Source organism: Luteirhabdus pelagi, from assembly GCF_016827595.1.
Taxonomy (GTDB): domain Bacteria; phylum Bacteroidota; class Bacteroidia; order Flavobacteriales; family Flavobacteriaceae; genus Luteirhabdus; species Luteirhabdus pelagi.
On record NZ_JAECMS010000004.1, the window covers coordinates 191290 to 217762 of the forward strand.

The window sequence follows — 26473 nt, forward strand, 5'->3', positions numbered from 1 at the left end:
ATGTTGAGGAGGTTCTTTTTTTAAGTAAGGAGAATTTCAGGAAAGCTTGTCAGGGGTGGCAAGCTTTCCCTTTTATTAAAATTGCATACATTTAAAGCACTAACTACCACATTGTGAAAATATCGATCGCGCTCCTCTGCTTTCTTCTGGGTATCACCATTTGTCGGTCCCAGTCGAACGATTCAACTGAAACCACTATCGACTCCATTCTTCAGGGAGTGGAAAAACTCCCTTCCCTTGAGGAGAAAATGGATTATCTGGGAAAGAATTTCACCCAATACCGTACGTCTTCCCACAGTAAAAAATTGGTGGATCGCGCTTTGGCCCTAGCAGAAAAAAGCAATAATTCAAAAGTAAAAGCATCTAGCCATCGTTATTTGGGTATTTACCTTTTCAATCATTCCCAACAAGATTCTGCTCTTCACGTCTTGAAAAAAGCAAGCACCTATTTAAAAGAAGGAGAAGCCCCTGTATTAAAGGGATCCATTCTAGCCATGATGGGCGGTATTTATTCCCGAACGGGAAACATTCAACAGGGCATTGCTACCATGCTTGATGCCCAACGTGTATTCGATAAGATAGATACCACGAAATTAGAAGGAGAGGAAAGGTTCCGACACCAAAATGAAAACTTAATCTTATCGAATTCTTTAGCCAATGCTTATAATCAGGTTGAAGAATATCCTACCGCAATCCTTTATTACGAGCGTGCCATACAAGGTTATCGCTCGCTCGGAAGAATGGTTGAAGCAGGTGTTACATTGATGAACAAAGGCGATTTATATCTAAAAATGGCAGATTATAATATTGCATTGCAAACGTTGCTTGAAGCTCATGATTTAATGTTAGAAGGGCAGGCACCCGATCGTTTTATTGCGATATCCAACCTTAATCTTGGGATAGCGCAACTCGGACTTCAAAACTATCGTGAAGCCGAAAAGCGTTTCGATTTGGCCTATGGAACGTATGATGCATCAAAAAACATGACAGGACTAACCTATGTGCTTACCCATCGAGGTGAATTGTACAATCAGATAGACGCCTTCGAAACGGCTAAAAAAGACTGCGAAACTGCTTTTCAATTCGCTGTGCAAAACAATAACCTGGAGTACCAACTAAAAGCATCAGAATGCCTATTTCATGCTTTAGAAGCCTTGGGCGAGCACCAACAAGCGTTGCAGGTTCATAAGCAATACATCACCTTCAAGGATTCCATCTTCAACGAAAAAAATGTAAAGAAACTCACCCAGTTGCAGATGCAGTATGACTTCGACCAGGTACAAGAAGCACAACAACGCGAAGCTGAAAAAATTGAACAACAGCGCAAAATTTACCTATATCTTTCCCTTATAGGTCTATTCGTCGCGGGACTCGTTGGTTTTTTCCTTTACAAAAACAACAAAAAGAATCGCTTATTGGCGAAACAAAAAGCATTGTTGGAAGCTACCGTCGATGAAAAGAACGTGTTGCTGAAAGAAACACATCATCGTGTTAAAAATAGCTTCCAGATCGTTTCTTCCCTACTCTACCTTCAATCTGAGAACATCGAGGACAAAGAGGCGCAATTAGCGATGAAGGAAGCGCAAAACCGCGTTCGCTCCATGGTTTTGATTCACCAGAAATTGTATAATAAAGACCAGTTGGTAGGAATTAACACCGAAGAATACTTCAGCGACCTAACGCGTGACATTTTTGAAAGTCACCAAGCCGAAGGAAACGAAATTGACTATTTCTTAGATGTCAATTCACTTGTGTTGGATATTGAAACCATCACGCCACTGGGATTGATTTTAAATGAATTGATTACCAACGTCATCAAGCACGCGTTCACCCCCAATTCAACAGAAAAAAAGCTACATATTCAGCTAACCAAAGAAAATGAATCGATGCTCCTATTGAAGGTAATCGATACTGGAACAGGAATGCCAGAAACCATTGAAGGGAATAGCTTTGGCATTCGATTGATAAAAGCACTTTCCAAAAAGCTTCGTGGAAAATTGGAATACCAAACCAATTCACCCCAAGGAACCATTGCACAACTTACCATTCACCGCTTTACCGAACTATGAAACCCTTAAAGATCTATATCGTAGAAGACGAACCGTTGATTACCGCAACCATTGAAACTGCGCTATTAAAACAAGGTTTTAAAGTAGTAGGCGATAGCGATGAGTATGAGGATGCCGTTAAAGGTATCGAGCGTTTTAATCCGGATTTGGTGTTATTGGACATCAATTTAGGAGCTGGAAAAGATGGTATCGACTTGGCCCATCAACTAAAGACGAAGAACGTTCCCTATTTATATCTAACTTCTCAAACCGATCCAGATACGGTGCAACGCGTAAAAGAAACGTCACCTTTGGGATATATCGTAAAACCGTTCACCGAAGCCGGCTTGCGAAGTAGTATTGAAGTGGCTTGGCATCAATTTAAACCAGAGGAGGAGGCGTTTTTACTAGTGAAAACGGAAGGGAGAACCCATAACATCAACCAATCGCACATCTTGTATCTGAAAGCTTTCGATAATTATTGCTATGTCATTACCGAAACCGACCAATATTTGGTGCCGCATACCCTGAAGTCGGTAACCGAAAAATTACAACCAGACCTTTTCTTCAAAACACACCGCTCGTATGTTGTGAACGTTCAAAAGATTCGCGAAATAAAAAAGAAGGAAGTTATGATAGGCAATGAAAGCGTACCACTTTCACCTAAACATAAAGTCGCGCTGCTTTCCCATTTATCATAAAAAAAGGCCCGAAGGCCTTAGATGTGTATAAGTGACTATGTTTTCCTGGAACAGGTATTGATTCCCAAAACCGGATACAGCGGACAAAAACTAATAAAGCTGGTCAGTACAAAAATCCCTGCCAAGGCCAAAAGAATATAGCCCAACGTTCCTGTTATAACATCCTGCCAAAAAAGGAGTCCGATAACGATCGCTAACAAGATTCGAATCGTACGATCGGTAGCGCCCATATTTTTCTTCATAATAAATATATTTGATTATACTTGTTTGCCTTTCAGCATTTTATTCCAATAAAGATACGGCAATAAATGTTTTTTCATCATCCAAAGACGCCAATGCTCCTTGTCGCTATTAAACACTAACATTCGCTTCAATTTTGGATCGGGTGTGAAATTGCTCTGATAATCGAATTCGGCCAAGACCATTTTTCCGTAGCCCGTGACCAACGGACAGGAAGAATACCCATTGTACGAATGGTTGGTCGCTTCCTTATGGGCTTTCAACAACAGTATATTTTCCACTACCACCGGAACCTGCTTTCGAATAGCGGCTCCTGTCTTAGCTGTTGGCAACGCTGCAACGTCTCCCAATCCGAAGATGTTGGCGTGTTTTTTATGTTGAAGGGAATGATGGTCTACATCTAACCAACCGGTATCATTTACCAGCGAAGAATCGCGAATAAATTTTGGTGCTGCTTGTGGTGGCGCCAAGTGAAGCATGTCGAAAGGCACCTGAATATCGGTTTCGCCCAACATACGTTCACCCAGTTCATTGCCTTCATTGATAATACAACGGTTTTCCTCTGGCGCAGTATGGTTGAAGTGAATGATCTTTTCATCAACATCAATCTTGAAAGGAGCATAAAAAGGTTTAAAGTGAATATGATAGCGATCGATGACCTTCATCAAGGTTTCACGAATGGGCTTCACCCCAAAAATAACGCTACCCGGCGTTGCAAAAATCACATTGGTTTTCTCTTCCAAACCATGCTTTCTAAAATAATCGGCTGCTAAATAGGCAATCTTCTGCGGCGCGCCTCCACATTTAATGGGGGTTGTAGGTTGTGTAAAAACAGCATTTCCGCCCTTAAAATTCTTGATGATATCCCACGTCTTTTCGGGATCGATATAGTTGCTGCAGGCAACGCCTTTTTCGAGTGCTTCCGGCAAGCCTTCAATCATGGACGGCTCCATTACCAAGCCAGGCGCTACCACTAAAAAATCGTATTGAAAAGCACCTGACGACTTGGTGGTAACAATATTTTTTTCAGGATCGAAACCCGTGGCATAATCGCGTATCCACTCCACCCCATCGGGCATTACTTCGGCCATTGGTTTAGCTGTTTTTGCATAATCATACGTTCCGGCACCGACTAAGGTCCAAGCCGGCTGATAATAATGTGTTTGTGCCGGTTCGATGATACCTATGGAAAGGGATTTATCTTTCTTCAACAACTGAGCAGCGGTCATAATACCCGCCGTTCCACCTCCAATAATCAAAATTTCAAAATGCTGTTCCATAATGTTTCACCTTAATTTCTTTAAAAGTAATCGTTCAATACCATCAAATCTGTAACATTTGTTACACGATACTGATAAATATTCATTTTAAAGCGTTAAAAATTAAAGGATTCACTTATTTTATTCAAATTACTTCAAAAAATAAAAAAGCGATACCTTTCGATATCGCTTTCGTACTATTTCGTAATCTTCTTCCCTATAACATGGTCGTAGGACACACATAATCGGTTACAGGAATGTCGGTTTCCTTAATGGCTTTAAATCCGCCACCCACATCGATCAAATTATGAATCCCGCGACTTTTCAAAATGGAGGCAGCAATCACGCTACGATAGCCACCAGCACAATGTACATAGAAGGTATCATCGCTTGGGTACTTCGCCAAATGATCGTTGATATTGTCTAATGGCGTATTTGTGGCATCTACAATATGTTCTGAAGTGTATTCACTTTGCTTTCGAACATCGAACACCTTATTTTTCAGGCTTGCATCTTCATGAATAGCGGTTTCCAACTGTTTTGCTGAAATGGAAGTGATGGTATCATATTCCTTGGCTGCTTTCTTCCAGGCTTCGAACCCTCCGTTTAAATAGCCCAACACATTATCGAACCCAACACGAGCCAAACGGGTGATGGCTTCTTCTTCTTTACCTTCCTCGGCCACCAACAAAATCGGCTGTTTGGTATCGACAATCAATGCCCCCACCCAAGGCGCGAAATTTCCGTTAAGTCCGATAAAAATAGAGCGTGGAATATGGCCTCTTACGTATTCCTTTTCGGTGCGGACATCCAACACGATGGCTTCGGTTTCATTTGCAGCGGCTTCAAAAGCTTCAGGTGAAAGTGGTTTTTCTGCTTTTTCACGCACCTCATCGAAGCTGTCGTAGCCTTTAATATTCATCAGTACATTTTGAGGAAAATAGCCTGGAGGCGGCATCAAACCGGTAAGCAATTCCTTGATGAATTCCTCTTTCGTCATATCGGCCCGAAGCGCATAATTGGTTTCTTTTTGATGACCTAAGGTATCGGTTGTTTCCTTGCTCATCATTTTTCCACAGGCAGATCCGGCTCCGTGGTTGGGATACACGATAAGATGGTCTGGCAATGGCATGATCTTATTCCGAAGGGAATCATACAAATGAGCTGCTAGTTTCTCCTCGGTCAATTCGGAAACAACATGCTGCGCAAGATCTGGTCGGCCCACGTCGCCAATAAATAAGGTATCGCCCGTAATGATACCGTGTTCTTTTCCGTTTTCGTCAATGAGAAGATAGGTAGTGCTCTCCATGGTATGACCAGGCGTATGAAGCACCTTCACTTTATAGTCGCCCACCTCAAAAACCTGTCCGTCCTCGGCTACAATTGCATCGTATCCTGGTTTGGCTGTCGGACCAAAAACGATATCGGCGCCCGATTTCTTCTGAAGGTCTAAATGGCCACTCACAAAATCGGCATGAAAATGCGTTTCAAAAACATACTTGATGGTGGCATTATCTTTCGCAGCTCTATCGAGATAGGGCTGTACTTCACGAAGTGGGTCAAAAATGGCAGCTTCGCCCTTGCTTTCCAAATAGTAAGCGGCATGTGCCATGCATCCGGTATAAATTTGTTCAATTTTCATAATCGTACTGTTTAGTAAATGAAGTTAAAGATATGGTGTAACCCTCTAAGAATCGGTAACATAGGTTACACAGTATCTTATTTGAATATTTCTGTGATAATAATATAAATACCCATGACCAGCACGAACCAGCCAAAGCCTTTTTTTAGCTTTTTTCCGTTGATGAATTTATTCAACCAAACCCCTACAAAGATTCCAAGTACAGAAATAGCTGAAAATATCAAGAGAAAGGGCCAATCGATTTCCATGGTTTCCACATCGCCTAAAAATCCGATGAGCGATTTCACCGCGATGATTAATAGTGAAGTAGCCACCGCCCGTTTCATCGGTAAGCCTGCCAACAATACCAAGGCAGGAATAATCAAAAAGCCTCCACCTGCCCCCACGATTCCTGTAAGAACACCTACTACCACACCTTCAACAATGATCAAGGGATAATTAAATTTCTTTTTTGAAGCCGGCGTCGGTTTTTCTTTTCTTGTTTTGATCATCGAATAGGAAGCCACCAACATAATGATGGCGAAGAATACCATAATTCCGATGTCTTTGGTAAAGACAAAACCATTCACCGTAAACAATTCCTCAGGAATGGCAGGAACCAAAAAGCGTCTGGTGAGATAGACTGCGATAAAGGCGGGAATTGAAAAAACGATGGCCGTTTTATAATCCACCAGGCCTTTTTGCATGTTTCGAAGGGCGCCGACCAAAGCGGAAATTCCCACTACAAATAGTGAATAGGCAGTTGCGGTAACAGGGTTTATATACATCAGGTAGACCAAGACAGGAACGGTCAAAATGGAGCCGCCTCCACCAATGAGACCAAGGACAATGCCTATAAGCAACGCTCCAACATATCCTAATACTTGATATACTTCCATTCGATAGGTTTCAGGCAAAGCTAGGTTGAACCACGCTTCACCACAGTAACATTCGTTACATTGTTTCTGGGGAAATGACTTTTATACTGTTTCGGTGCAATTCAATCTTGCCCATGGTTTCCAACTTCTTCAACAGGCGGGACACCACCACTCTCGAGGTGTGCAGATCGTATGCAATTTGTTGATGGGTGGTAGCAATGGTATTGCCCTGTTCAATTTTTGCCTTGTCCTTCAAATACTTCATAATACGCTCGTCCATATTCAGAAAAGCAATATTATCGATAGTCTCTAGCATTTCATGCAAACGATTGTGATAGCTTTGAAATACAAAATTCCGCCAGCTTTTATATTTTCCGGTCCATTCCTCCATTTTCTGAATCGGAATCATAATCAGTTTTGCGTCGGTTTCGGCTACAGCCCTGATCTCACTTTTGGTTTGTCCCAAACAGCAGGTCATCGTCATCGCACAGGTATCGCCTCGTTCCAAGAAGTAAAGTAACAGTTCATTTCCATCGTTATCCTCACGTAGCACCTTTATAGCACCCGAAATCAATAACGGCATGGAATTCACATACTGACCGATATTGATCAGCGTGTAGCCTTCAGGCACCTCCTTAAAAACCCCTACTTGATTGATTTCCTGAAGCAGTGCATCCTCGAAAAAAGCACCATAATGTTCGGTTAGTTCTTGTAACACAGCAAAAATTCTAATTAGTAATGCTTAAAAATACAAACTGTAATCGCAACTTTTGGTAACTTGAGTTACAGAAATGGTTAAATAACGGTCGAATTAGTATCTTCACCTATCGTTCAATCTTAGAAATTCCCACTATGACGCTTCACGATTTTACCAATGCCCCTTCTGTGCTACAGCGCTTTGTAACCGAACTTCGAAATACCGAAACACAACAGGATCGTATGCGATTTCGAAAGAATATTGAAAGAATCGGTGAAATCTTGGCATACGAATTAAGTAAGACATTGGAGTATGATGAAGAAACCGTTGCTACACCGCTAGGTAAGAAAACGATGCAGATACAGACAGATGAACTCGTGGTATGCTCTATTCTTCGTGCGGGACTTCCACTCCATCAAGGCGTATTGAATTATTTTGATGCTGCTGAAAACGGCTTTATATCTGCGTATCGGCATCATCCAAACGACGACGACGATTTTGAAGTCATTGTGAAATACTGGGCGGCTCCTTCCCTAGAAGGAAAAATCCTAGTGCTTTGCGACCCTATGCTTGCCACGGGCCGAACCCTGGAAAATGTGTTAAAAGCTATTGAAGCCTACGGAAAGCCGAAAGAAATCCATATCGTATCGGTCATCGGTTCGCAGGATGGTATTAGCCATGTGGCCAATACCTTTCCTGATGAAACCGTGCTTTGGATCGCCGCGGTGGACGATAACTTAAACGCTCGAGGCTATATCGTTCCTGGCTTGGGGGATGCAGGCGATTTGGCCTATGGTGAAAAAATGTAGCTTACTTAAAATCCTTTACCGCATCGCTAAGGTCGAATACCTCAGCGTTTGGCAGGTCTTTCTCCAAAATACTACTTCCGGCGGCGCTTCTGAATCCTGCTGCACAATGCACCACAATCGGCTTATCGGTCGGGATTTCATCGGCACGCTCTCGCAATTGGTGTAATGGAATGGTAACTGGATTGTCGAAAAAGGTTCCTTCCTCGGTTTCACCCTCGTTTCGGATATCCACAATGGTATAATCGTCCGTATTGCCTTTGAATTTTGAAACATCCAATTCCTCCATGGTTTCAAATGAAGTACCTAAGGTTACCACTTCCAAAATGTTCGGTTCGTACCCGATTTTTGAAACGCGTTGTAAGATGCTCTCAATATCGTCGACACTATTAACCACCAAACGGAATTTTTCATCCGGCTTCACGATAGACCCGAGCCAGGTTTCAAAACCGGCATTTGGTGAAACCGCCATAATATTGATGCTATTTGGAAGATGGTTCTTTTTGAATTCTTCTTCATCCCGAACATCGACAACCAAGGTGTCGGCATCGGCTTCCGTTACATTCAATCGAACTCTTACATTCCCGATACTGCTACGCAGATTTTTTGCACCGTCCTTATTCACGCCCACATTATAACCGAAATAATGTGGAATATGCGGTTGCGAGTCCAACAAATGGTCTAGAAACTGCTCTTCCGTCTGTTTTTTAAAGGCCCAGTTCCCCATTCGCTCGTTGCCAAGCGTGCTGGAAGAAGCATCGGCACTCATCCCCTTTCCACAAAGCGATCCGGCACCATGGGCTGGATATACCAACGCATGATTAGGAAGGTCGTTCCACTTGTTTTGCATGGTATGGTACATCATTTTGGCCAATTCTTCGCGCTTTGCCTTTAAGTGACCGGCTTTTTCGCGAAGATCGGGACGGCCCACATCTCCAATAAACAAGGTATCGCCCGTAAATAAAGCCATTTTATCATCTTCCGAAGTGATAATCGTAATGCTATCGGGTGAATGTCCAGGCGTATTTTTCACTGAAACCTTCATCTTTCCGATGGTTAGTTCGTCACCTTCATCAAACCCTTTATGCGGATAATCGGCTCCCGTTTTTTCACTGCAATAAATCGTTGCGCCTGTTTCCTCATGAATCTGAAGATGGGCACTCACAAAATCGGCATGTGGGTGGGTTTCAAAAACAGCCACAATAGTCGCGTTCTGTTCTTCTGCGTATTCGTAATACTGCGCTGGATTGCGCTCTGGATCCACCAACATCATCTTCCCATCGCTTACGATAGCGTACGAATAATGTGCTAATGGTTTATATTCAAATTGCTTAATTGTCATAGCTCTCAAATTTGCTTCAAAAATACAAAACCAAAAGGGAATATGCCGTAACCTATGTTACATGCAAGCGTTTAGTTACGGTTGAATAGCTTTGGAAGGAATCGACCCGTCTTTCTTTTATATGCTGAATAGCTATCGAATGCCTGTTGAAGTTGTTGTTCTTCGTATTTCGCTTTAAAATGAAACAGAACATATAGCAAAAACGTGATTATCAGTCGATATCCTGAAGTACTGATAATGGCGAAACCTACACCGCTTAAAAGAATTCCTGTATAGATTGGGTGACGAACATACTTAAACAAACCGTTGGTAATGAGTTTTGCACCCGGTAACGGACTCGGGAAAGGAGAAAGATGAACATTTAGTTGAAGCACCGCGACAAAACCGATGAGCATCCCAGCTAAAAACACGAACAATCCTACTATAAAAAAAGTTGCAGTGTCTAAAAACACCAAGGGTAAGGCATCGAACACATAGGCCGCGAATAATAGCAGTTGGACGCCCACAAAACCGATATCGTATGTAGATATGTTCATTTTAATTTAGAAACTACGAAGCAGTGGTCATCTTAACAAAAAGCTCGTTTCCCTGTCGCTCTGGAATGCTGTTATATGCTGTTTCCATAATTTCTATGTTGAAATGAGGACCGAATAACTCGCGATACTCCTTTTCATTTCCACCAAAGGGTGGTTTATCATCGTTTAAGGGAATGTTGAATAACAAACCGACCAACTTCCCGTCTGGTTTCAATAAGGATTTCATCTTTTCGACATAGCGTGCTCTAAATTTTTTAGGCAGCGCACAGAAAAAGGTTTGTTCGATAATTGTATCATACGATGCTTCATGATTGAAGAAGTCGGCATGCACCAAATGATTCTCTGGAAAATCGGGCACCCGTTCCTGAAACTTCCGCAATGCCATACAGGAAATATCGAGCACGTGTACATTTTTAAACCCTTGCCGATGTAGGTATTCGGCCTCATACGCATTCCCAGCTCCTGGAATCAGGATTTTTTGCTCCTTATCCACCAACTGGTCGAAGTATTCCTTTAACGGCGTTGAAGGATAGCCAATATCCCAGCCCATTTCACCCGAAATATATCGGTTGTTCCAATATGTTTCGTAGAAATCCATATCTCAAAGTTAAAAAGAAATACTCCAAATGCCACGAACCTCATTTTCTGAATAGCCAATGGCTTCATCGTTCGGATACAGCTCCCTTATCTTTTCAAAGGTTTCAGAAGCGATTGTAGCATTCGGTGTTCCATGGCATTGTAGGCACATGGTATTTGTTACGATCGGATAATAAAACTGGTGATTATTCCCTTCAGCAACAGTAATAGGCTCGATTGTTTCATTCCTTGCAACCTGAAGTTTAAATCGATTGATATATGCCTCTTCCTCGGAAGTGGCTCTATTGGTTGGATTTCTAGGTTTATCGCTAACCCTTCTAATTTTTGCCTGATGTACGGTCGCCATACTATCGGTTAATGGATAGGCACGTTCACTACAGAACTCAAGTGCTGCCAACGTTCCTTCCCTTTGAATGGTTCCCATAAGATTTTTGCCCAATTCGGCCTTGGTGGAAGTCGCCATCTTCATACCTTTCTCTTTGGGTGAAGTATGTTGCATAGCGCCATGGCCTTTTCCATGGCCCTTCCCTTTTCCCATTTCTTCCTTTCGATGCTGTTCGAACCAAGCCGGTGTTTCAATTTCATGCTCATAAAGATACTCCGCAATCTGTTGAAGCGCTTCTTCTGGAAATTTTTGGGCGGGCATCAATCCGAACTTTCGAATCGCCCCTCGCATTTTAGCCTTGTCCTCGGTCGGTTTTGCTAAAAAGGATAGAAGTTCCTCTGTGAATTCTTCTTTCGACGTTTCCTCCGAAATATAATGCATCTTTACCGCTGCCATAGGCGGCGCAATGCGATCGTCCATAGTTGCGGTCGGACTGTGACACACATAACAGTAGGTCTGCAGCATTTCCAGTCCTGGATGTTGCTCGGTAGCGACTTCGCTAGGCATAACTTGCTGTGCGGTATAGGTTTCTTTGTGCTTCGACTGACAAGCAATTAACGTTAAAACCAATGCGCTATATAAAAGTGTTTTCATTATGAAGAGAGTTTTCCCGTAGCACAGCTTACAAAGGATTTTGCTTTGGAAAGCATACCATTTTGGCTTCCTACCGAAGGATAGCCCAGACGTTCTAATGTTGTTTCAACAGCGTTTCTATCTGCTTCCGTTTCGTAGTTGAAGGATACTACTGAGGTTTCTAAATCAATTTCCACCCCTTCGATATAGGGTAGTTTTGAAATATTCTTTTCAATAGTGGCAGCACAGCCGCCACATTTGAGGTTTTGTATGGTAATCGTTGCTTTCATAGGTTATTATTTGGGCCACGCCAAGTAGCCTCCTTTTAAATCGTAAAGTTCGGTGAAGCCCATCGACTTCAATTGGGCTGCCGCTTTCTGACTGCGAGCGCCGGAGCGACAATAGAGATAGATAGGTTGACTCGTGTCCATTTCACTAAAAAGTTTCACAAATGATTCTTGTTGAAAATAATCGACATTCTGTGCCTTCGAAATATGTCCGGCACTAAATTCCTCCGCGGTGCGAACATCGACTAATAGCACGCCGGGCTGTTTGATATGGGAAGCAAATTCTGATGCCTCCAATATTTTAGCAGGGGTATCCGGGGTAGTCGTTGAAAAAAGAGAGCGAAAAAAAGTCATAGTGAACAGTTTAGGGGTTCGGGTAAAAAAGGCAGCCCTATTTCCACTCAAGACTGCCTTTTTTTAATCAACCAATAAAACCAACATTGTTAATACTCGTAGACAAATGTAAGCTCACTTTCAAGCTGCTACAGTAACTAAAGTTACACAGCGTCAAATTTTTTACAGCAACCCTGAATTTTTCTTTCGAATGAAATGATCGCGAATACGAAACCCATCATTTTTTTCCAGCCGCGTTATAAGTTTGATGAATACTTGAGCGGTTAGATACGCATCGCCCAGCGCGGTATGTCGGTCGTGCATCGTTATGTTGAAGTTTTCACAGAGGGCATCAAGTGAAATGCGTGAACTTGGCTTTCGAATCAGTGCGGCATGTAAATCACCCGTATCCAAAAAAGCGTTCAACAATGGTGGCAGGCCATGTAGCTTTAGCGCATTATTTACCATTGCCCTATCGAATGAAGCATGGTGCGCCACTAAAGTTGAAGACTTGATATAATTCAAAAATTGCGCAAGCGCCTCCAATTCTGAAATCTTTTTTCGCTCGCCACCTTTCAGCAACCCATGAATCGGTACACTTTCTGGTGTAAATTTTTCCTGTTGAAGAAATAATTCTAGACTATCCTTAGTGAAAATAGCCTTGCCCTTTACGGCGATGGCCCCGATAGAAAGAATTTTGTCACTGCCAGGACTCAAGCCCGTTGTTTCGGTGTCGAAAACCACAAATCGTTTTTGGGTAATATCGGTAGTTGACGTTTTCTTGAAGCTGACTTCATATTCCTTCCAAAAGTCTGGTAGGTCGCTTTTGCGTTTATGTGAAAACCATCCGAACATTTATAGCATTTGTGATAGTCGAAACCGAAGCTGTAACAATTCCTGCACATCCTTAATCGCTTTAAAACAAGCCTTCAGCGTTAATTTTTCAACTTTGTTTAACTGCTCCAAGCTTACGTAGCGTCCCGAATCGCCATGCTGTAAGCCCTGCTCCGTTCTAAAACGTAACAAAATATGAAAGGCATCGATACACGAATCGAATAAGGCTTCATTTTCAGGTTCCTTTTCGGATAAGGCCCGGTACCGTTCTACCGTATTGTTTTTGGATGAAATATTATACGACAAACATAATACTCTGGCGGCATCCACCAATGGCATTAGCGCCCTTGCCTTCAAATCGAATTGATTTTTGTGCGTACCATTCGATTCTACGATAAACTGACGGAAAAATCCAATGGGAGCTGGATTTTGGATAGCGTTCTTCGCCAGGTGATTTAGGAATATTTCATACGAGTGAATCGAGTCGTAAACGTCGTCCGATAGCGCTTGGACCAATTCGGCATCACCATACATTCGTTCAAAATCGAAAAAAATAGTACAGAACATGACCGCCTCTTGGGTAGGATTTGTAATCCAAGAGTGAAATTGCTGCTTCCATTCGGTTTTTGACAAACACCATTGCGGATTACTTGCCATCATATCGGCTGGGCAATATTCAAAACCGATTTCGTGCAACACCTTGGTAACCGATTTTGCCAATGTCAAGAAATAGTTCTTTACCGATTCGTAGGTTTCTTCTCCAACATCTTCAAAAACCAAGGCATTATCCTGGTCGGTCATTAACAGTTGCTCTTCCCTACCCTGACTTCCCAAAGCCAACCAAGCGAATGAAACCGGCGGCTCTGATTCCATTTCGGACAGGCAAATATCGATGGCTCTAGCCGTCATCGCTTTATTTATGTTGGAAACCACTTCGGTAATGAATGCTATGGGAGCACCCTGCTCGATATAGCGAGCCAATAAGGTATTTACCTTGGTACGAATTTCTTTTAAATCGGTACTCGATTTCGCTCGGTTTACCCTTTTCAGCAATACGGAAGGATTATTTCCCCTAACGGTAAGCAGGTCGTGTTCGGATAGTATACCTACAATTCGTGAATTCGGACTTCCATCTTCGGTTACACAGAGATGGGTAATTCCATTCCGGACCATTTGCAATTGTGCCTCGGCCACGTTCTCTCGAGAATGGATGGTAATTACGGGAGCGGACATTATTTTTTCAACAGAACCCTGTAGCGGGATAGTTCCGGTAGCAATTTTGGAACGCAAATCCTTATCGGTCATAATTCCTATTGGCAATCCTTCTTTCGCTACCAACAACGACCCTATGTTATGTTTTGTCATAAGTGTCGCGGCTTGTTGAATTGTTTCTGAAGCAGCAATGGTGATAGGGTTGGCGGTAAAGGAAATCGGCTGTAAATCAAAATAAAGCGCGTCTTTTTCAACGGAAATCTTTTTACCCATTTGCAAAAGCGATTCAGCTTCACTTCTATGTTCGGCTGCTGTGGTCTGAAAGCTGAAAGTAAGATAGGAGGCTACCGCTTCATTCTGCTGTTGAATTTTATTCAGTTGTTGGACCGGAATAGCATAGAGAATGCTTTCTTCTTTTGCAATGGCCGACATACGATAGGCATCTTCATGAAGCAGGGGTCGCAATCCGAAAAGATCACCCTCATCGCAAATTTCGATTAGGAGGGATTTGTCTTGCATTTCACGATAAAGTCCAATAGCCCCTTCCCGAAGGACGAAGAAATGTTTGTCAGGATTATTTCCCTGCTTGAATACTGTCTCTCCCTCTTCAACATAGCGCACTTCCATTTCACCACAAATAGCAAGCAAAGCTTCCTTTGCAATCAGGTGAAAGGGAGGAAACTCCTTCAAAAAATCATAGATTCGTGTCGATATGGTGTTTTCCATGGGGAAAAATAGCAGCTTTTATAACCGCAGTAAACGAGACTTCATATTACACCAATTCAACAGAAAAAAGAAGTACAAAACGATAATTATTGCTAATTTACTATATTTATGCTAATTTTATATATATGAAAATCGACGCTTGTCCCAATTGTAATTCGACTTCCTATATTAAGAGTGGAATCGTGAACGACCGCCAACGCTACAAGTGTAAAAAATGCAATTACTACTTCACCGTAAACAAACTGGGAAAGCAGATTGACACCTATTACGTAAATAAAGCACTTCAGCTTTATCTCGAGGGACTTACCTACCGAGAAATCGAACGAATTTTGGGAATTTCGCACGTCAGTATCATGAATTGGGTCAAAAAATACAACATTAAACGCCCTTACAATTCAGACTATCACCCTACCTATCGTATTCTTAATCATACCGAACTATCCAATTACTTCCAAAATACCAAAAACCTTTCCGGTGCCGGTGTATTGATAACTGAGCTTGGCGATAAGTTTATGCTGATTAAATGGGAGCGATTTAGAGAATAACTATATTTAATTTACGCATACCTATATTAATTTTCCATTAACAAATAGTTTTTTGGAGTTTAGTTCCGCACACAAAACCAATGCATTAACTACTAACTCCTTTAAAACTATGAGAAAATCACTGTTGTTGCTGGTCGGACTTTGCTTTGCGAGCCTCCAGTTTGTAACTGCTCAAAGTTCGCCTGATTATACGGGCGGACTAAAGGTGAAATTTGACGAAGAAGGTAAAAAATACCTTCGTATTATTTCCTGGGCGCAAGTACAAGCATCGTATACCGATGACGTTCCCGAAGATGCAAGCAATACCAATTTCAATCTTCGTCGCGCTAGGGTACTGATGTTCTCCCAAATTAACGACAAATTCCTACTCCTTACCCATTTTGGATTAAATAGCTTAAATAGCAACACCCTAAGCCCAGTCGGAAAAGGGGAAGGCTCACAACTGTTTTTCCACGATGTGTGGGCACAATACAAGATTGCCGATAAGCATGCCGTTGGAGGCGGACTTCATTACTTTAACGGTATTTCAAGATTGAATAACCAAAGTACCCTAAACATGCTGACCTTGGACAACAACCGTCAGTCATGGGCTACTATCGGACTTTCCGATCAGTTTGCGCGGCATTTGGGGATTTACTTTAAAGGTAGTTTTGGAAAACTACAATATCGAGTGTCGGTTAACGACGCCATTACCAACGGACTTGATAGCCGCGATCCTGAAGCGGACGGACCTGCCGTATATGGCGGAAGACGATTGTTAGGTTCTGCAGATGCCGGAAAAACCTATGCTGGATATTTCGACTTCAATATTTTCGATCAGGAATCGAACTTTCTGCCCTATAAGGTTGGAACCTATCTCGGTGCCAAGAAAATATTTAATGTAGGAGCAGGTTTCTTCCTTCATCCAAACGGTGCCGTATTGGCGCCAATGGATAAGGGAGGTGAACTCGAAGGGCAGGACGTTGCCATCTTCGCAGTCGATGCCTTCTACGATGCCCCTTTGGGTGAAGACGGCAGTGCACTTACGGCCTATGCTACATTTCAATCGAATGATTATGGCGACAATTATTTCTTTAGTGCCTATGGAACTGGAAGTATGCTATACGGACATGTAGGCTACACCTTTGCAGGCGATCTGGCCAAGGCGCGAGTACAACCTTACGTTTCTTTCGCTTCCAACAGCTACGACGCCGTTGACGACAATCGGAATGTCTTTGGCGTAGGCGCCAATGCGTATCTCAGCGGTAACAATTCAAAATTGACCTTAGAATACAAACATCAAAAATTTGGTGAATCGGATGGAGGAACGCTTACCCTTCAAGCCATGATTTACCTATAAACTCATTTATCATGACAAAAAAAGAAAAAGCAGTAGCCTATTGGAAAGAGAACTTGAAATATCTCCTCATCCTACTCACCATCTGGTTTATTGTTTCCTATGGATGCGGAATTCTATTCAAGGATGAGCTGAACCAATTCAGACTCGGAGGTTTTAAACTCGGCTTCTGGTTCGCCCAACAAGGCTCGATCTACGTATTCGTAATCCTCATTTTCGTATATGTGCGATTGATGAACAAACTAGATAAAAAATACGGTTACAACGAGTAACCCTTTACTAACCATTAAACTTTCAATATTATGAGCGTTCAACTTTGGACATGGATTTTAGTAGGGGTTACCTTTGCCCTTTACTTCGGAATAGCAATTTGGGCCCGCGCGGGTTCAACAAAGGAATTTTATGTAGCTGGCGGTGGCGTTTCCCCTCTCGCAAATGGGATGGCAACGGCTGCCGACTGGATGAGTGCCGCTTCCTTTATCTCGATGGCAGGATTGATTTCTTTCATGGGATATGATGGTTCCGTTTATCTGATGGGATGGACTGGCGGTTATGTTTTGTTAGCACTATTGCTGGCACCGTATCTTCGGAAATTCGGAAAATTCACGGTACCCGACTTTATCGGCGATCGTTATTATTCGAATGCAGCCCGAACCGTTGCTGTTATTTGCGCCCTGATCGTATCCTTCACCTACGTAGCAGGACAGATGCGTGGCGTAGGAATCGTATTTTCACAATTCCTTCAAGTGGATATTACCATGGGGGTCATCATCGGAATGGCAGTCGTGTTGGTCTTCGCCTTTTTGGGCGGAATGAAAGGGATTACCTATACACAGGTAGCACAATATTGTGTATTAATCTTTGCCTTTATGGTGCCAGCTATTTTTATCTCGATTCAAATGACGGGCAATGTGATTCCGCAGGTCGGAATGGGCGGTACGCTTGAAGACGGAACCTTTTTATTAGACAAGCTCGATACCCTTCACACCGAATTAGGTTTTAAGGAATATACCAGCGGTAGCAAGTCGACATGGGACGTATTTGCCATAACCCTTGCGCTTATGGTGGGTACTGCAGGTCTTCCCCACGTAATTGTACGCTTCTTTACTGTACCAAAGGTGAAAGATGCTCGTAAATCAGCCGGTTTGGCACTTCTTTTTATCGCCATTCTTTATACCACAGCTCCTGCAGTAGCGGTATTTGCTCGAACTAACTTAATTGAAACCGTTCGAAACGAATCCTACTCCAACGTCCCTGAATGGTTTAAAAACTGGGAAGCTACAGGCCTAATTGCTTGGTCCGACAAAAACGATGATGGAAAAATCCAATATGTCGCTGGCGATGCTCTTGATGGTAAAAAGCCTGCCTACACAGGTGAATCAGGTGAATACGGACAGCGACTAATTTCAAATCCAAGTACTGCTGAAAACGAATTATATGTAGATCGCGACATTATGGTATTGGCAAACCCTGAAATCGCCAAGCTTCCCAACTGGGTAATCGCATTGGTTGCTGCCGGTGGTTTGGCGGCTGCACTTTCAACTGCCGCTGGGTTATTATTGGTAATTTCAACTTCAATTTCACACGATTTGATCAAGAAACAAATCAAGCCGGATATTTCGGATAAAGGTGAATTGATGGCAGCACGCATCAGTATTTTGGTTGCGATTATCATTGCTGGATTATTCGGAATTTACCCACCTGGATTCGTGGCGGCGGTAGTGGCCCTCGCCTTTGGCTTAGCAGCTGCCTCGTTCTTCCCCGCCATTATTTTGGGAATCTTCGATAAACGAATGAACAAACAAGGCGCTGTTTCCGGTATGATCGTCGGTATAACACTAATGTTGTTCTATATGATTCGCTATAAAACCGGACTGATCGGAATTATGGATCCACGCCCAGCCAGCGAATGGTGGTTTGGCACCTCTCCGGAAGGCTTCGGAACCATTGCAATGATTGCGAATGTGATTGTTTCGGTGGTGGTATCGCGCGTAACGGCTGCTCCGCCAGAAAATGTTCAGGATATCGTAGAGAATATCCGCATCCCAAGCGGTGCGGGCGAAGCCCAATCGCACTAAGATTGATTTAAAAATTAGTTATTTAGCTCCTCAATTTGTATAACAGTGCCGCACAAGTGGCACTGTTTTACTACTTTTAACGGAAATCGATTTCGCATGAAGAAAAGGCATGAACAAAAATTGGTGGTGATTTCACTGGTGCTCTTTTTTCTTTTTAATATTCCCCTGATCTGGATCTTCAACAGCGATGGAGCCATCTTCGGTATTCCGATTCTATACTTTTTTGTGTTTTTGGTTTGGGGACTTGCCTGCGTTATTTCGTACATAATTCTAAAACGCCATTATGAGTAATTATGTCCTTTTCGCCATAATTCTCTGTTATTTGGGCGTATTGTTTTACATCGCTTTTATCGCAGAAAAAAATGCCAAAAGCAAATGGGTGAACAGTCCATACATCTATACCCTTTCACTCGCGGTGTACTGTTCGGCTTGGACCTATTATGGAAGTATCGGAGTTGCGGCCAACGAGGGCATTGGATTTTTACCGATTTACCTCGGCCCCGTAATCGCACTACCTCTTTGGATCATTTTAATGCGAAAGGTCCTTCGCATTTCCAAACAACATAAAATTTCCTCGGTAGCCGATTTTATTTCGCTTCGCTATGGAAACAATCGTTTTCTTGGCGCCTTAATCACCATTGTATGCGTCATTGGAACGGTTCCCTATATATCGCTTCAGTTGAAGGCCGTTTCCGAAACCTTCGATATTATGGCACATCATGACAGCTATGTGGCCACTGGAATTATCGATGACTCTACATTTTACGTAGCCGTGTTGTTGGCAATCTTTGCTACCTTCTTCGGAACCCAAAAAACCGATGCCTCCGAAAAACACAAAGGAATCGTTGTTTCCGTCGCTTTCGAATCTATTTTAAAACTGGCCTTCTTCTTGGCTATTGGTATTTACACCACATTTGTCCTATTCGACGGCACGCAGGATATTTATAATCGGATTTCCCAAACCGATGGATTTTCAGCACTAACAAAGTTCGGGGCACCGGAAGATGGGTTCACTTGGTTCTTTACCATCATGCTATCGTTTAGTGCCATCTTTTTGTTACCGCGACAATTTCAGGTTTCGGTGGTGGAGAATATTCGCGAGCGACATATCAAAAAAGCGATTTGGCTTTTCCCCTTATACCTTTTGTTGTTCAATGTCTTCGTAATCTTTATCGCCTGGGGCGGAACACTTACCTTCGGGACAGAGTTAAATGCAGAATACTTCACCTTACTCCTGCCGCTTCATCATGATAACATTGGATTAGCTTTAATCGTATTTTTGGGTGGTTTTTCCGCAGTAATTTCTATGGTGGTGGTTTCAACCCTCGCGCTATCGACCATGGTTAGTAACAACCTCATCATCCCCTATGGTTTCCTAGGGAAGTTCAGCAAGGAGCAGTCGGGAAAGAATACGCGTTACATCAAGAATATTCGGCGGATTTCAATCTTCACCATCATTATTGCTGCGTATTTGTTTTATGTGAACTTTTCGATAGAACTTTCATTGTATTCCATCGGACTAATTGCCTTCACCATTATCGCCCAATTGGCACCTGCCTTCTTTATCGGTTTGTTCTGGAACCGTGGTTCATCAAAAGCGGCAATCATCGGAATAATCGTTGGGTTTGCTATCACTGCCTATACACTCATCCTCCCCTTCACCTTAGAAGCCTATTCAAGCGCCCAAAACTTTGTAGAGAATGGATTGTTTCATATTGAAGCATTAAAACCGTATGCATTATTCGGTATCGACTTTTTAAGTCCGCCCGCGCACGCCTTCTTTTGGAGTTTGTTCTTCAATATAAGTTGTTATTTGACATTCTCTTTGACTTCCAAAGGAAACTATCGCGAACGAAACTATGCCGAAATGTTCGTCGACCCCCGAAATTACAGTTCTCTTCAGGATAGCGCATTGGTATGGAAAGGCGAAGCCTATGTATCGGATATCAAAAATATTTTGGTGAAGTTTTTAGGTGAAAAACGCACCGAACGTGCCCTCAGTTTATTCTTTATGAAATATGATCTGCCTCCTGATATGCAAATGGCCGATGCACGACTGATCAATTTTTCTGAAAAATTATTGACCGGTAGTATCGGAAGTGCCTCGGCAAAAATTTTGATTGCGGGTGTGGTGAAGGAAGAGGAAATCAGCTTGGTCGAGGTGTTGAAGATTTTGGAAGAATCTAAGGAAGCCTTCACCAAAAATAAGATGTTGAAGGAGAAGTCGGAAGCGCTGACAAAACTCACCGCCCAACTTCAGAATGCTAACGAAGAACTGATTGTAAAGGACCGCCAAAAGGATGAATTTCTGGATACAGTGGCCCATGAATTGAAAACACCCCTTACCGGAATTCGCGCTGCTACCGAAATCATGCAGGACGATGCCGACGAAATGCCACCAGAGGTTCGCGACCAATTTCTTCAGAATATGCTTCAGGATGCCGATCGACTGTCACGTCTTATCAACAATATCCTGGATTTCGAGAAATTGGCAACGGGTCGTCAAAAATTGGAGAAACAACGCAACAGTATTCAGGTTACCATCAACAAGGCGATTAGCAGTATTTCACATTTGGCACAACAGAAACAGGTTCGTATTCAGAATAAAAGTACCGATGAAAAGGAAATGTTGTATGATGAAGATCGAATTCTTCAGGTACTGACGAATCTATTATCAAATGCCTTAAAATTCACCCCGAAAGAATCGGGACTAATTACCGTACGAAGCAAGGCCTTTAAAGGGATGATCGAAATACGGGTAGAAGATAATGGGAAGGGCATTCCCGAAGAGGATTTCCCCTATATTTTCGATAAATTCTACCAGTCGAAGAATCAAAATACGGTTAAGCCCGAGGGGAGCGGATTGGGACTTGCCATCAGCAAACAGATAGTGGAAAAGCATGGAGGTAGAATTTGGGCCCAAAACAATGAAAAAAATGGGGCGGTGCTTGCTTTTACGCTCCCTATTCAGTAACTTGTAAGCTGCTTCATGAAGAAGAAAATTTTGATTGTGGATGACGAGCCCAACATCGTAATGACGTTGGAATATACCTTCAAAAAACAGGATTTTGAGGTGTTTATCGCTCGCGATGGTAGTGAAGCCATTCAGCTGCTGGAAACCATGGTGCCGGATGTTGTTTTATTGGACATCATGATGCCAAATGTAGATGGGTACCAAACGCTTGACATTATTAAAAAAAACGATCGTTTACAAGATACCAAAGTGGTCTTCGTAACGGCCAAAAATAAAGCTTCAGATATTGAAAAAGGCTTAAAACTTGGAGCAGATAAGTATATTACAAAGCCGTTTTCAGTAAAGAAAATAGTAGCAGAAATTCAAGAACTAATCGGTTAAACATTGGTTTTGTGTGCAAACAACCAAGTTTAATTTAAGTTAGTTATCATGAAATTTCGAATTCCACCCTTAGCGTCAGATATCATTATCTGTATTTACGCCATAGTTTCTTTATACTTCAGATTTAAGTTAGAAAGCGAAACGCCGGTTAGCCCGTTGCACTCAATAGTCATGGGGCTTTGCTTCGTCGTTATTCTATATGTTTTTATCAGGTTGAAGGTTTTGAACCCGAATTGGTTTGGACTTTTTTCCGCTAAAAAGTCGACGTCATGAAGTATCAGGAATTCTATCAAAAAAGTATCGATTCCCCAGCGGAATTTTGGCAAGAACAAGCGAAACAAATTGCTTGGTATAAAACCCCAAAAACTATTTTGGATACCGATGAAACGGGCTATCCGAGATGGTTTTCAGATGGCGAATTGAACGTAAGCTACCTTTGTCTCGATAAGCATATTGAAGTCGGTCATGGCGACCAAGCCGCGATTATCTACGATTCGCCCGTTACCAATACCAAGCAGACCATTTCCTTTATCGAAGCACGTGAAGAAGTAGCGAAATTAGCAGGAGGCCTACAAAAACTAGGATTGCAAAAAGGTGATACCGCCATCATCTATATGCCGATGATTCCACAGGCTATTTTTGCGATGTTGGCCTGTGCGAGAATAGGCGTGATTCATTCTGTGGTCTTCGGCGGATTTGCGCCTCATGAACTTGCCATCCGTATCGAAGATTGTAATCCGAAAGCCATTATTACCGCTTCACATGGGATAGAAATTTCAAAAGTAATTCCATATAAACCTTTTGTAGACAAAGCGATTGAAGAAGCATCGCATAAACCAAATCATGTTATCGTATTCGATCGGGAGCAAGGGGTCGAAATGGAAACAAAGGAATATGATATTGACTACTCAACGTTAGTGGAAAAATCTGCTCCTGTAGAACCCGTTTCAGTAGCATCAAATCATCCGCTCTACATATTGTATACCTCTGGAACTACGGGCACACCGAAAGGTATCATTCGCGATTCGGGGGGATATGCCACAGCGCTAAAATTTACGATGAAGCATGTGTATGGTGTAGAAGAAGGCGATGTGTATTGGGCCGCCAGTGATGTAGGATGGGTAGTCGGTCACTCCTACATTGTATACGGACCCTTGTTGAATCGAAATACCACAGTCCTTTTCGAAGGGAAACCGATTAAAACTCCAGATGCCTCCACTTTTTGGCGGGTAATTTCAGAACATAGGGTGAAAGTGATGTTTACCGCTCCCACAGCCATTCGTGCCATTAAAAAAGAAGATTACGACGGGGAGTTCCTAAAAAAATACGATCTCTCCTGTTTGAAATATCAATTTTTGGCGGGCGAGCGCTGCGATGTAGCGACCCTAAATTGGTTAGACGAAAAATTAGGAATCCCAGTCATCGACCATTGGTGGCAAACCGAATCGGGTTGGCCGATGTTGGCCAATATGGCGGGTATAGAATTATTACCTGTGAAACCAGGTTCCGCCGGAAAGCCCGTTTGTGGCTATGATATTCAGATTTTGGATGAAGAAGGCAATCAAGTCGGTCCTAACACGGAAGGCTATGTAAGCGTAGCCCTTCCCTTGCCACCAGGAACCTTATTAAGTCTTTGGGGAAACCCAGAGCGATTTAAGGCAGGTTATCTCAAGAAATTCCCTGGCTATTATTTTTCAGGTGATGGAGGTTATGTTGATGAAGATGGGTATGTATTTATTACAGGTCGCGTAGATGATGTTATAAACGTTGCAGGCCATCGGCTTTCTACTGCTGAGATGGAAGAAGTCGTTGCCTCACATGTAGCTGTAGCGGAATGCGCCGTATTTGGAATCCATTGCGATTTGAAAGGACAGCGACCGCTCGGACTTATCGTTTTAAAATCTGGCGACACCTCCGTTTCCCAGAATTTTAAGGAGGAAATCATTGCTGAAGTGCGCAAGCAAATCGGTGCCGTGGCTTCCTTTAAGGAAGTATTGGTGGTGGAACGTCTTCCGAAGACACGTTCGGGAAAAATTCTTCGTAAATTACTACGAAATATTGCCGATCAAACGGAATATGGAGTTCCGTCAACCATAGATGATCCTGCTATCATCCAAGAAATAGAATTAGTATATAAAACCAATCGAATTATCGGAAAAGCATAAATATCATGAGTAATTATCACGTTAAAAACTTAGAGGAATATTTTCAAGTATATCGCAAATCGGTACGAGATCCTGAAACCTTTTGGGAAGAAATCGCCGAAGAAAACTTTGTCTGGCGCAAGCGTTGGGATAAGGTGTTAGAATACGACCTTAGCAAGCCCGAGATATCTTGGTTTCAAGGAGCAAAGTTGAATATCACGGAAAATTGTATCGATCGACATATTTATAGTCGCGGCGACAAAACCGCTATTATTTTTGAGCCTAACGATCCAAACGAAGAAGCAGAACATATCACCTACAAGCAGTTACACGAACGGGTATGCCGCTTTGCGAATGTACTGAAAGATCAAGGTGTTGAAAAAGGCGACCGTGTCTGTATTTATCTACCGATGATTCCCGAATTAGCGGTGGCGGTCTTGGCTTGTGCCCGGATCGGCGCGATTCATTCTGTTGTATTCGCCGGCTTTTCATCAAAAGCATTGGCCACACGTATCAACGACTGTGAATGTAAAATGGTTTTGACCAGCGATGGATCGTATCGCGGAACGAAAACCATCGACTTAAAAGGAATCGTAGATGAAGCCTTAGAATCGTGCGAAGGTGTGGAATCGGTTTTAGTAGCAAAACGTATCAATTCTGACATTCAGATGAAGGAGGGTCGCGATAAGTGGTTGCAACCGTTATTGGATGAGGCGTATCATGACTGTGTTCCTGAAATTATGGATGCCGAAGATCCACTCTTCATTCTTTACACGTCTGGTTCCACCGGAAAACCCAAGGGAATGGTTCATTCCACCGCAGGTTATATGGTGTATACAGCTTACACCTTCAAAAATGTATTTCAATATCGAGAGGATGATGTGTATTGGTGTACTGCCGATATTGGATGGATTACCGGCCATAGTTATATCGTATACGGTCCGTTGGCAAATGGCGCCACCACCGTGATGTATGAAGGGGTTCCCACCTATCCCGATTGGGGACGTTTTTGGCAGATCGTTGAAAAGCATAACATCAATCAATTTTATACTGCTCCGACTGCCATTCGCGCATTGGCAAAGGAAAACTTGGATTTTGTGGAGCAATACGATCTTTCTTCATTGAAAGTATTAGGAACAGTCGGTGAACCGATTAATGAAGAGGCTTGGCACTGGTACAATGACAATATTGGAAATAAAAACTGTCCGATTGTCGATACATGGTGGCAAACCGAAACGGGTGGGATTATGATTTCGCCAATTCCATATTCCACTCCGACCATTCCAACGTATGCGACCCTGCCGCTTCCGGGCATTCAGCCTGCCTTAATGGATGAAAATGGTAACGAACTAAAAGGGAATTTGGTTAGCGGAAGATTATGCGTGAAGTTCCCATGGCCTTCCATGGCACGTACCATTTGGGGAAATCATCAGCGGTATAAAGACACTTATTTTTCTGCCTTTGAAGGAAAGTATTTTACGGGCGATGGCGCCTTGCGGGACAGTACTGGCTACTACAGAATTACCGGTCGCGTAGATGATGTCATCATCGTTTCTGGTCATAATCTGGGTACAGCACCTATTGAAGATGCCATAAACGAGCACCCAGCTGTTGCCGAAAGTGCTATTGTTGGATTCCCGCATGAAGTGAAAGGTAATGCGTTGTATGGCTATGTTATTCTGAAAGAAACAGGCGAATCGCGAAACCATGATAATCTTCGGAAGGAAATCAATCAAATCATCACCGAGCATGTCGGGCCGATTGCCAAGTTGGATAAGATTCAGTTTACGCAGGGATTACCAAAAACACGCAGTGGAAAGATTATGCGACGCATCCTTCGGAAAATCGCAAGCAAGGATACCAGCAATCTTGGCGACACTTCGACATTATTAAATCCAGAAGTGGTGCAGGATATTATGGACAATGCTTTGTAATGGTAT

General features: G+C 42.7%; 25 protein-coding genes. 12 read left to right on the forward strand and 13 right to left on the reverse strand.

The window, feature by feature from the left end:
- The first annotated feature begins 113 nt into the window (after positions 1–113).
- Both I4Q58_RS15740 and I4Q58_RS11760 read left to right on the forward strand, forming a co-directional pair.
- Positions 114–2069 (forward strand): tetratricopeptide repeat-containing sensor histidine kinase, encoded by a 1956-nt coding sequence (locus I4Q58_RS15740; RefSeq protein WP_203296080.1) that lies wholly within the window; start codon positions 114–116, stop codon positions 2067–2069.
- Positions 2066–2749, forward strand: coding sequence for a LytR/AlgR family response regulator transcription factor (locus tag I4Q58_RS11760; RefSeq protein WP_203296081.1), 684 nt, complete (start codon positions 2066–2068; stop codon positions 2747–2749). Before I4Q58_RS15740 ends, I4Q58_RS11760 begins: the two co-directional genes overlap by 4 nt.
- Before the next feature lie 35 nt (positions 2750–2784).
- Here the strand turns inward: I4Q58_RS11760 and I4Q58_RS11765 are convergent, their stop codons facing one another.
- The 5 genes from I4Q58_RS11765 to I4Q58_RS11785 all read right to left on the reverse strand — a co-directional run bounded on the left by I4Q58_RS11765 (position 2785) and on the right by I4Q58_RS11785 (position 7465).
- On the reverse strand, positions 2785–2991 hold the full coding sequence (locus I4Q58_RS11765) for a YgaP family membrane protein (RefSeq protein WP_203296082.1): 207 nt from the start codon (positions 2989–2991) through the stop codon (positions 2785–2787).
- A 15-nt stretch (positions 2992–3006) separates the two neighbouring features.
- Complete coding sequence (locus tag I4Q58_RS11770) at positions 3007–4269, reverse strand: NAD(P)/FAD-dependent oxidoreductase (protein ID WP_203296083.1); 1263 nt, start codon at positions 4267–4269, stop codon at positions 3007–3009.
- 196 nt (positions 4270–4465) lie between these two features.
- The gene (locus I4Q58_RS11775; RefSeq protein WP_203296084.1) at positions 4466–5890 is read right to left on the reverse strand and encodes an MBL fold metallo-hydrolase; all 1425 of its coding nucleotides are present in this window, start codon (positions 5888–5890) and stop codon (positions 4466–4468) included.
- A 77-nt stretch (positions 5891–5967) separates the two neighbouring features.
- Entirely contained in the window at positions 5968–6768 is an 801-nt protein-coding gene (locus I4Q58_RS11780; protein ID WP_203296085.1) for a sulfite exporter TauE/SafE family protein, read from the reverse strand.
- Positions 6769–6823: 55 nt separating this feature from the next.
- Complete coding sequence (locus I4Q58_RS11785) at positions 6824–7465, reverse strand: Crp/Fnr family transcriptional regulator (RefSeq protein WP_203296086.1); 642 nt, start codon at positions 7463–7465, stop codon at positions 6824–6826.
- Between the two features lie 134 nt (positions 7466–7599).
- On the opposite strand from I4Q58_RS11785, the gene upp reads away from it, so the two are divergent.
- Positions 7600–8253: a uracil phosphoribosyltransferase gene (gene upp, locus I4Q58_RS11790; RefSeq protein WP_203296087.1), complete on the forward strand. Its 654-nt coding sequence runs from the start codon at positions 7600–7602 to the stop codon at positions 8251–8253.
- A 1-nt stretch (position 8254) separates the two neighbouring features.
- Here the strand turns inward: upp and I4Q58_RS11795 are convergent, their stop codons facing one another.
- From I4Q58_RS11795 to I4Q58_RS11830, 8 genes are all read right to left on the reverse strand, one after another.
- Complete coding sequence (locus tag I4Q58_RS11795; RefSeq protein ID WP_203296088.1) at positions 8255–9592, reverse strand: MBL fold metallo-hydrolase; 1338 nt, start codon at positions 9590–9592, stop codon at positions 8255–8257.
- 71 nt (positions 9593–9663) lie between these two features.
- A complete protein-coding gene (locus I4Q58_RS11800; RefSeq protein WP_203296089.1) occupies positions 9664–10128 on the reverse strand; it encodes a methyltransferase family protein in 465 nt (154 codons plus the stop codon).
- Positions 10129–10141: 13 nt separating this feature from the next.
- On the reverse strand, positions 10142–10726 hold the full coding sequence (locus I4Q58_RS11805) for a methyltransferase domain-containing protein (protein WP_203296090.1): 585 nt from the start codon (positions 10724–10726) through the stop codon (positions 10142–10144).
- A gap of 9 nt (positions 10727–10735) precedes the next feature.
- The gene (locus tag I4Q58_RS11810; RefSeq protein WP_203296091.1) at positions 10736–11704 is read right to left on the reverse strand and encodes a Tll0287-like domain-containing protein; all 969 of its coding nucleotides are present in this window, start codon (positions 11702–11704) and stop codon (positions 10736–10738) included.
- On the reverse strand, positions 11704–11973 hold the full coding sequence (locus tag I4Q58_RS11815; protein WP_203296092.1) for a heavy-metal-associated domain-containing protein: 270 nt from the start codon (positions 11971–11973) through the stop codon (positions 11704–11706). Before I4Q58_RS11815 ends, I4Q58_RS11810 begins: the two co-directional genes overlap by 1 nt.
- Before the next feature lie 6 nt (positions 11974–11979).
- Complete coding sequence (locus tag I4Q58_RS11820; RefSeq protein WP_203296093.1) at positions 11980–12324, reverse strand: rhodanese-like domain-containing protein; 345 nt, start codon at positions 12322–12324, stop codon at positions 11980–11982.
- 162 nt (positions 12325–12486) lie between these two features.
- Positions 12487–13158 carry a 3'-5' exonuclease gene (locus I4Q58_RS11825; protein ID WP_203296094.1) on the reverse strand — a complete coding sequence of 224 codons (672 nt, stop codon included), beginning with the start codon at positions 13156–13158 and terminating at the stop codon, positions 12487–12489.
- Complete coding sequence (locus I4Q58_RS11830) at positions 13159–15075, reverse strand: DUF294 nucleotidyltransferase-like domain-containing protein (RefSeq protein ID WP_203296095.1); 1917 nt, start codon at positions 15073–15075, stop codon at positions 13159–13161.
- A 125-nt stretch (positions 15076–15200) separates the two neighbouring features.
- Between I4Q58_RS11830 and I4Q58_RS11835 the strand changes: the two genes are divergently transcribed.
- The 9 genes from I4Q58_RS11835 to acs all read left to right on the forward strand — a co-directional run bounded on the left by I4Q58_RS11835 (position 15201) and on the right by acs (position 26467).
- A complete protein-coding gene (locus tag I4Q58_RS11835) occupies positions 15201–15620 on the forward strand; it encodes an IS1/IS1595 family N-terminal zinc-binding domain-containing protein (RefSeq protein WP_203296096.1) in 420 nt (139 codons plus the stop codon).
- 109 nt (positions 15621–15729) lie between these two features.
- On the forward strand, positions 15730–16959 hold the full coding sequence (locus tag I4Q58_RS11840) for a hypothetical protein (protein ID WP_203296097.1): 1230 nt from the start codon (positions 15730–15732) through the stop codon (positions 16957–16959).
- An 11-nt stretch (positions 16960–16970) separates the two neighbouring features.
- Entirely contained in the window at positions 16971–17228 is a 258-nt protein-coding gene (locus I4Q58_RS11845) for a DUF4212 domain-containing protein (RefSeq protein WP_203296098.1), read from the forward strand.
- Between the two features lie 30 nt (positions 17229–17258).
- Positions 17259–19034: a sodium:solute symporter family protein gene (locus I4Q58_RS11850; RefSeq protein WP_203296099.1), complete on the forward strand. Its 1776-nt coding sequence runs from the start codon at positions 17259–17261 to the stop codon at positions 19032–19034.
- A gap of 96 nt (positions 19035–19130) precedes the next feature.
- A complete protein-coding gene (locus tag I4Q58_RS11855; protein WP_203296100.1) occupies positions 19131–19325 on the forward strand; it encodes a hypothetical protein in 195 nt (64 codons plus the stop codon).
- Positions 19318–22008, forward strand: coding sequence for an ATP-binding protein (locus I4Q58_RS11860; protein WP_203296101.1), 2691 nt, complete (start codon positions 19318–19320; stop codon positions 22006–22008). The genes I4Q58_RS11855 and I4Q58_RS11860 overlap by 8 nt, the downstream gene beginning before the upstream one ends.
- A gap of 15 nt (positions 22009–22023) precedes the next feature.
- Complete coding sequence (locus tag I4Q58_RS11865; protein WP_203296102.1) at positions 22024–22389, forward strand: response regulator transcription factor; 366 nt, start codon at positions 22024–22026, stop codon at positions 22387–22389.
- A gap of 269 nt (positions 22390–22658) precedes the next feature.
- Entirely contained in the window at positions 22659–24554 is a 1896-nt protein-coding gene (locus I4Q58_RS11870; RefSeq protein ID WP_203296103.1) for a propionyl-CoA synthetase, read from the forward strand.
- 5 nt (positions 24555–24559) lie between these two features.
- The gene (gene acs, locus I4Q58_RS11875; protein WP_203296104.1) at positions 24560–26467 is read left to right on the forward strand and encodes an acetate--CoA ligase; all 1908 of its coding nucleotides are present in this window, start codon (positions 24560–24562) and stop codon (positions 26465–26467) included.
- Positions 26468–26473: the final 6 nt, after the last annotated feature.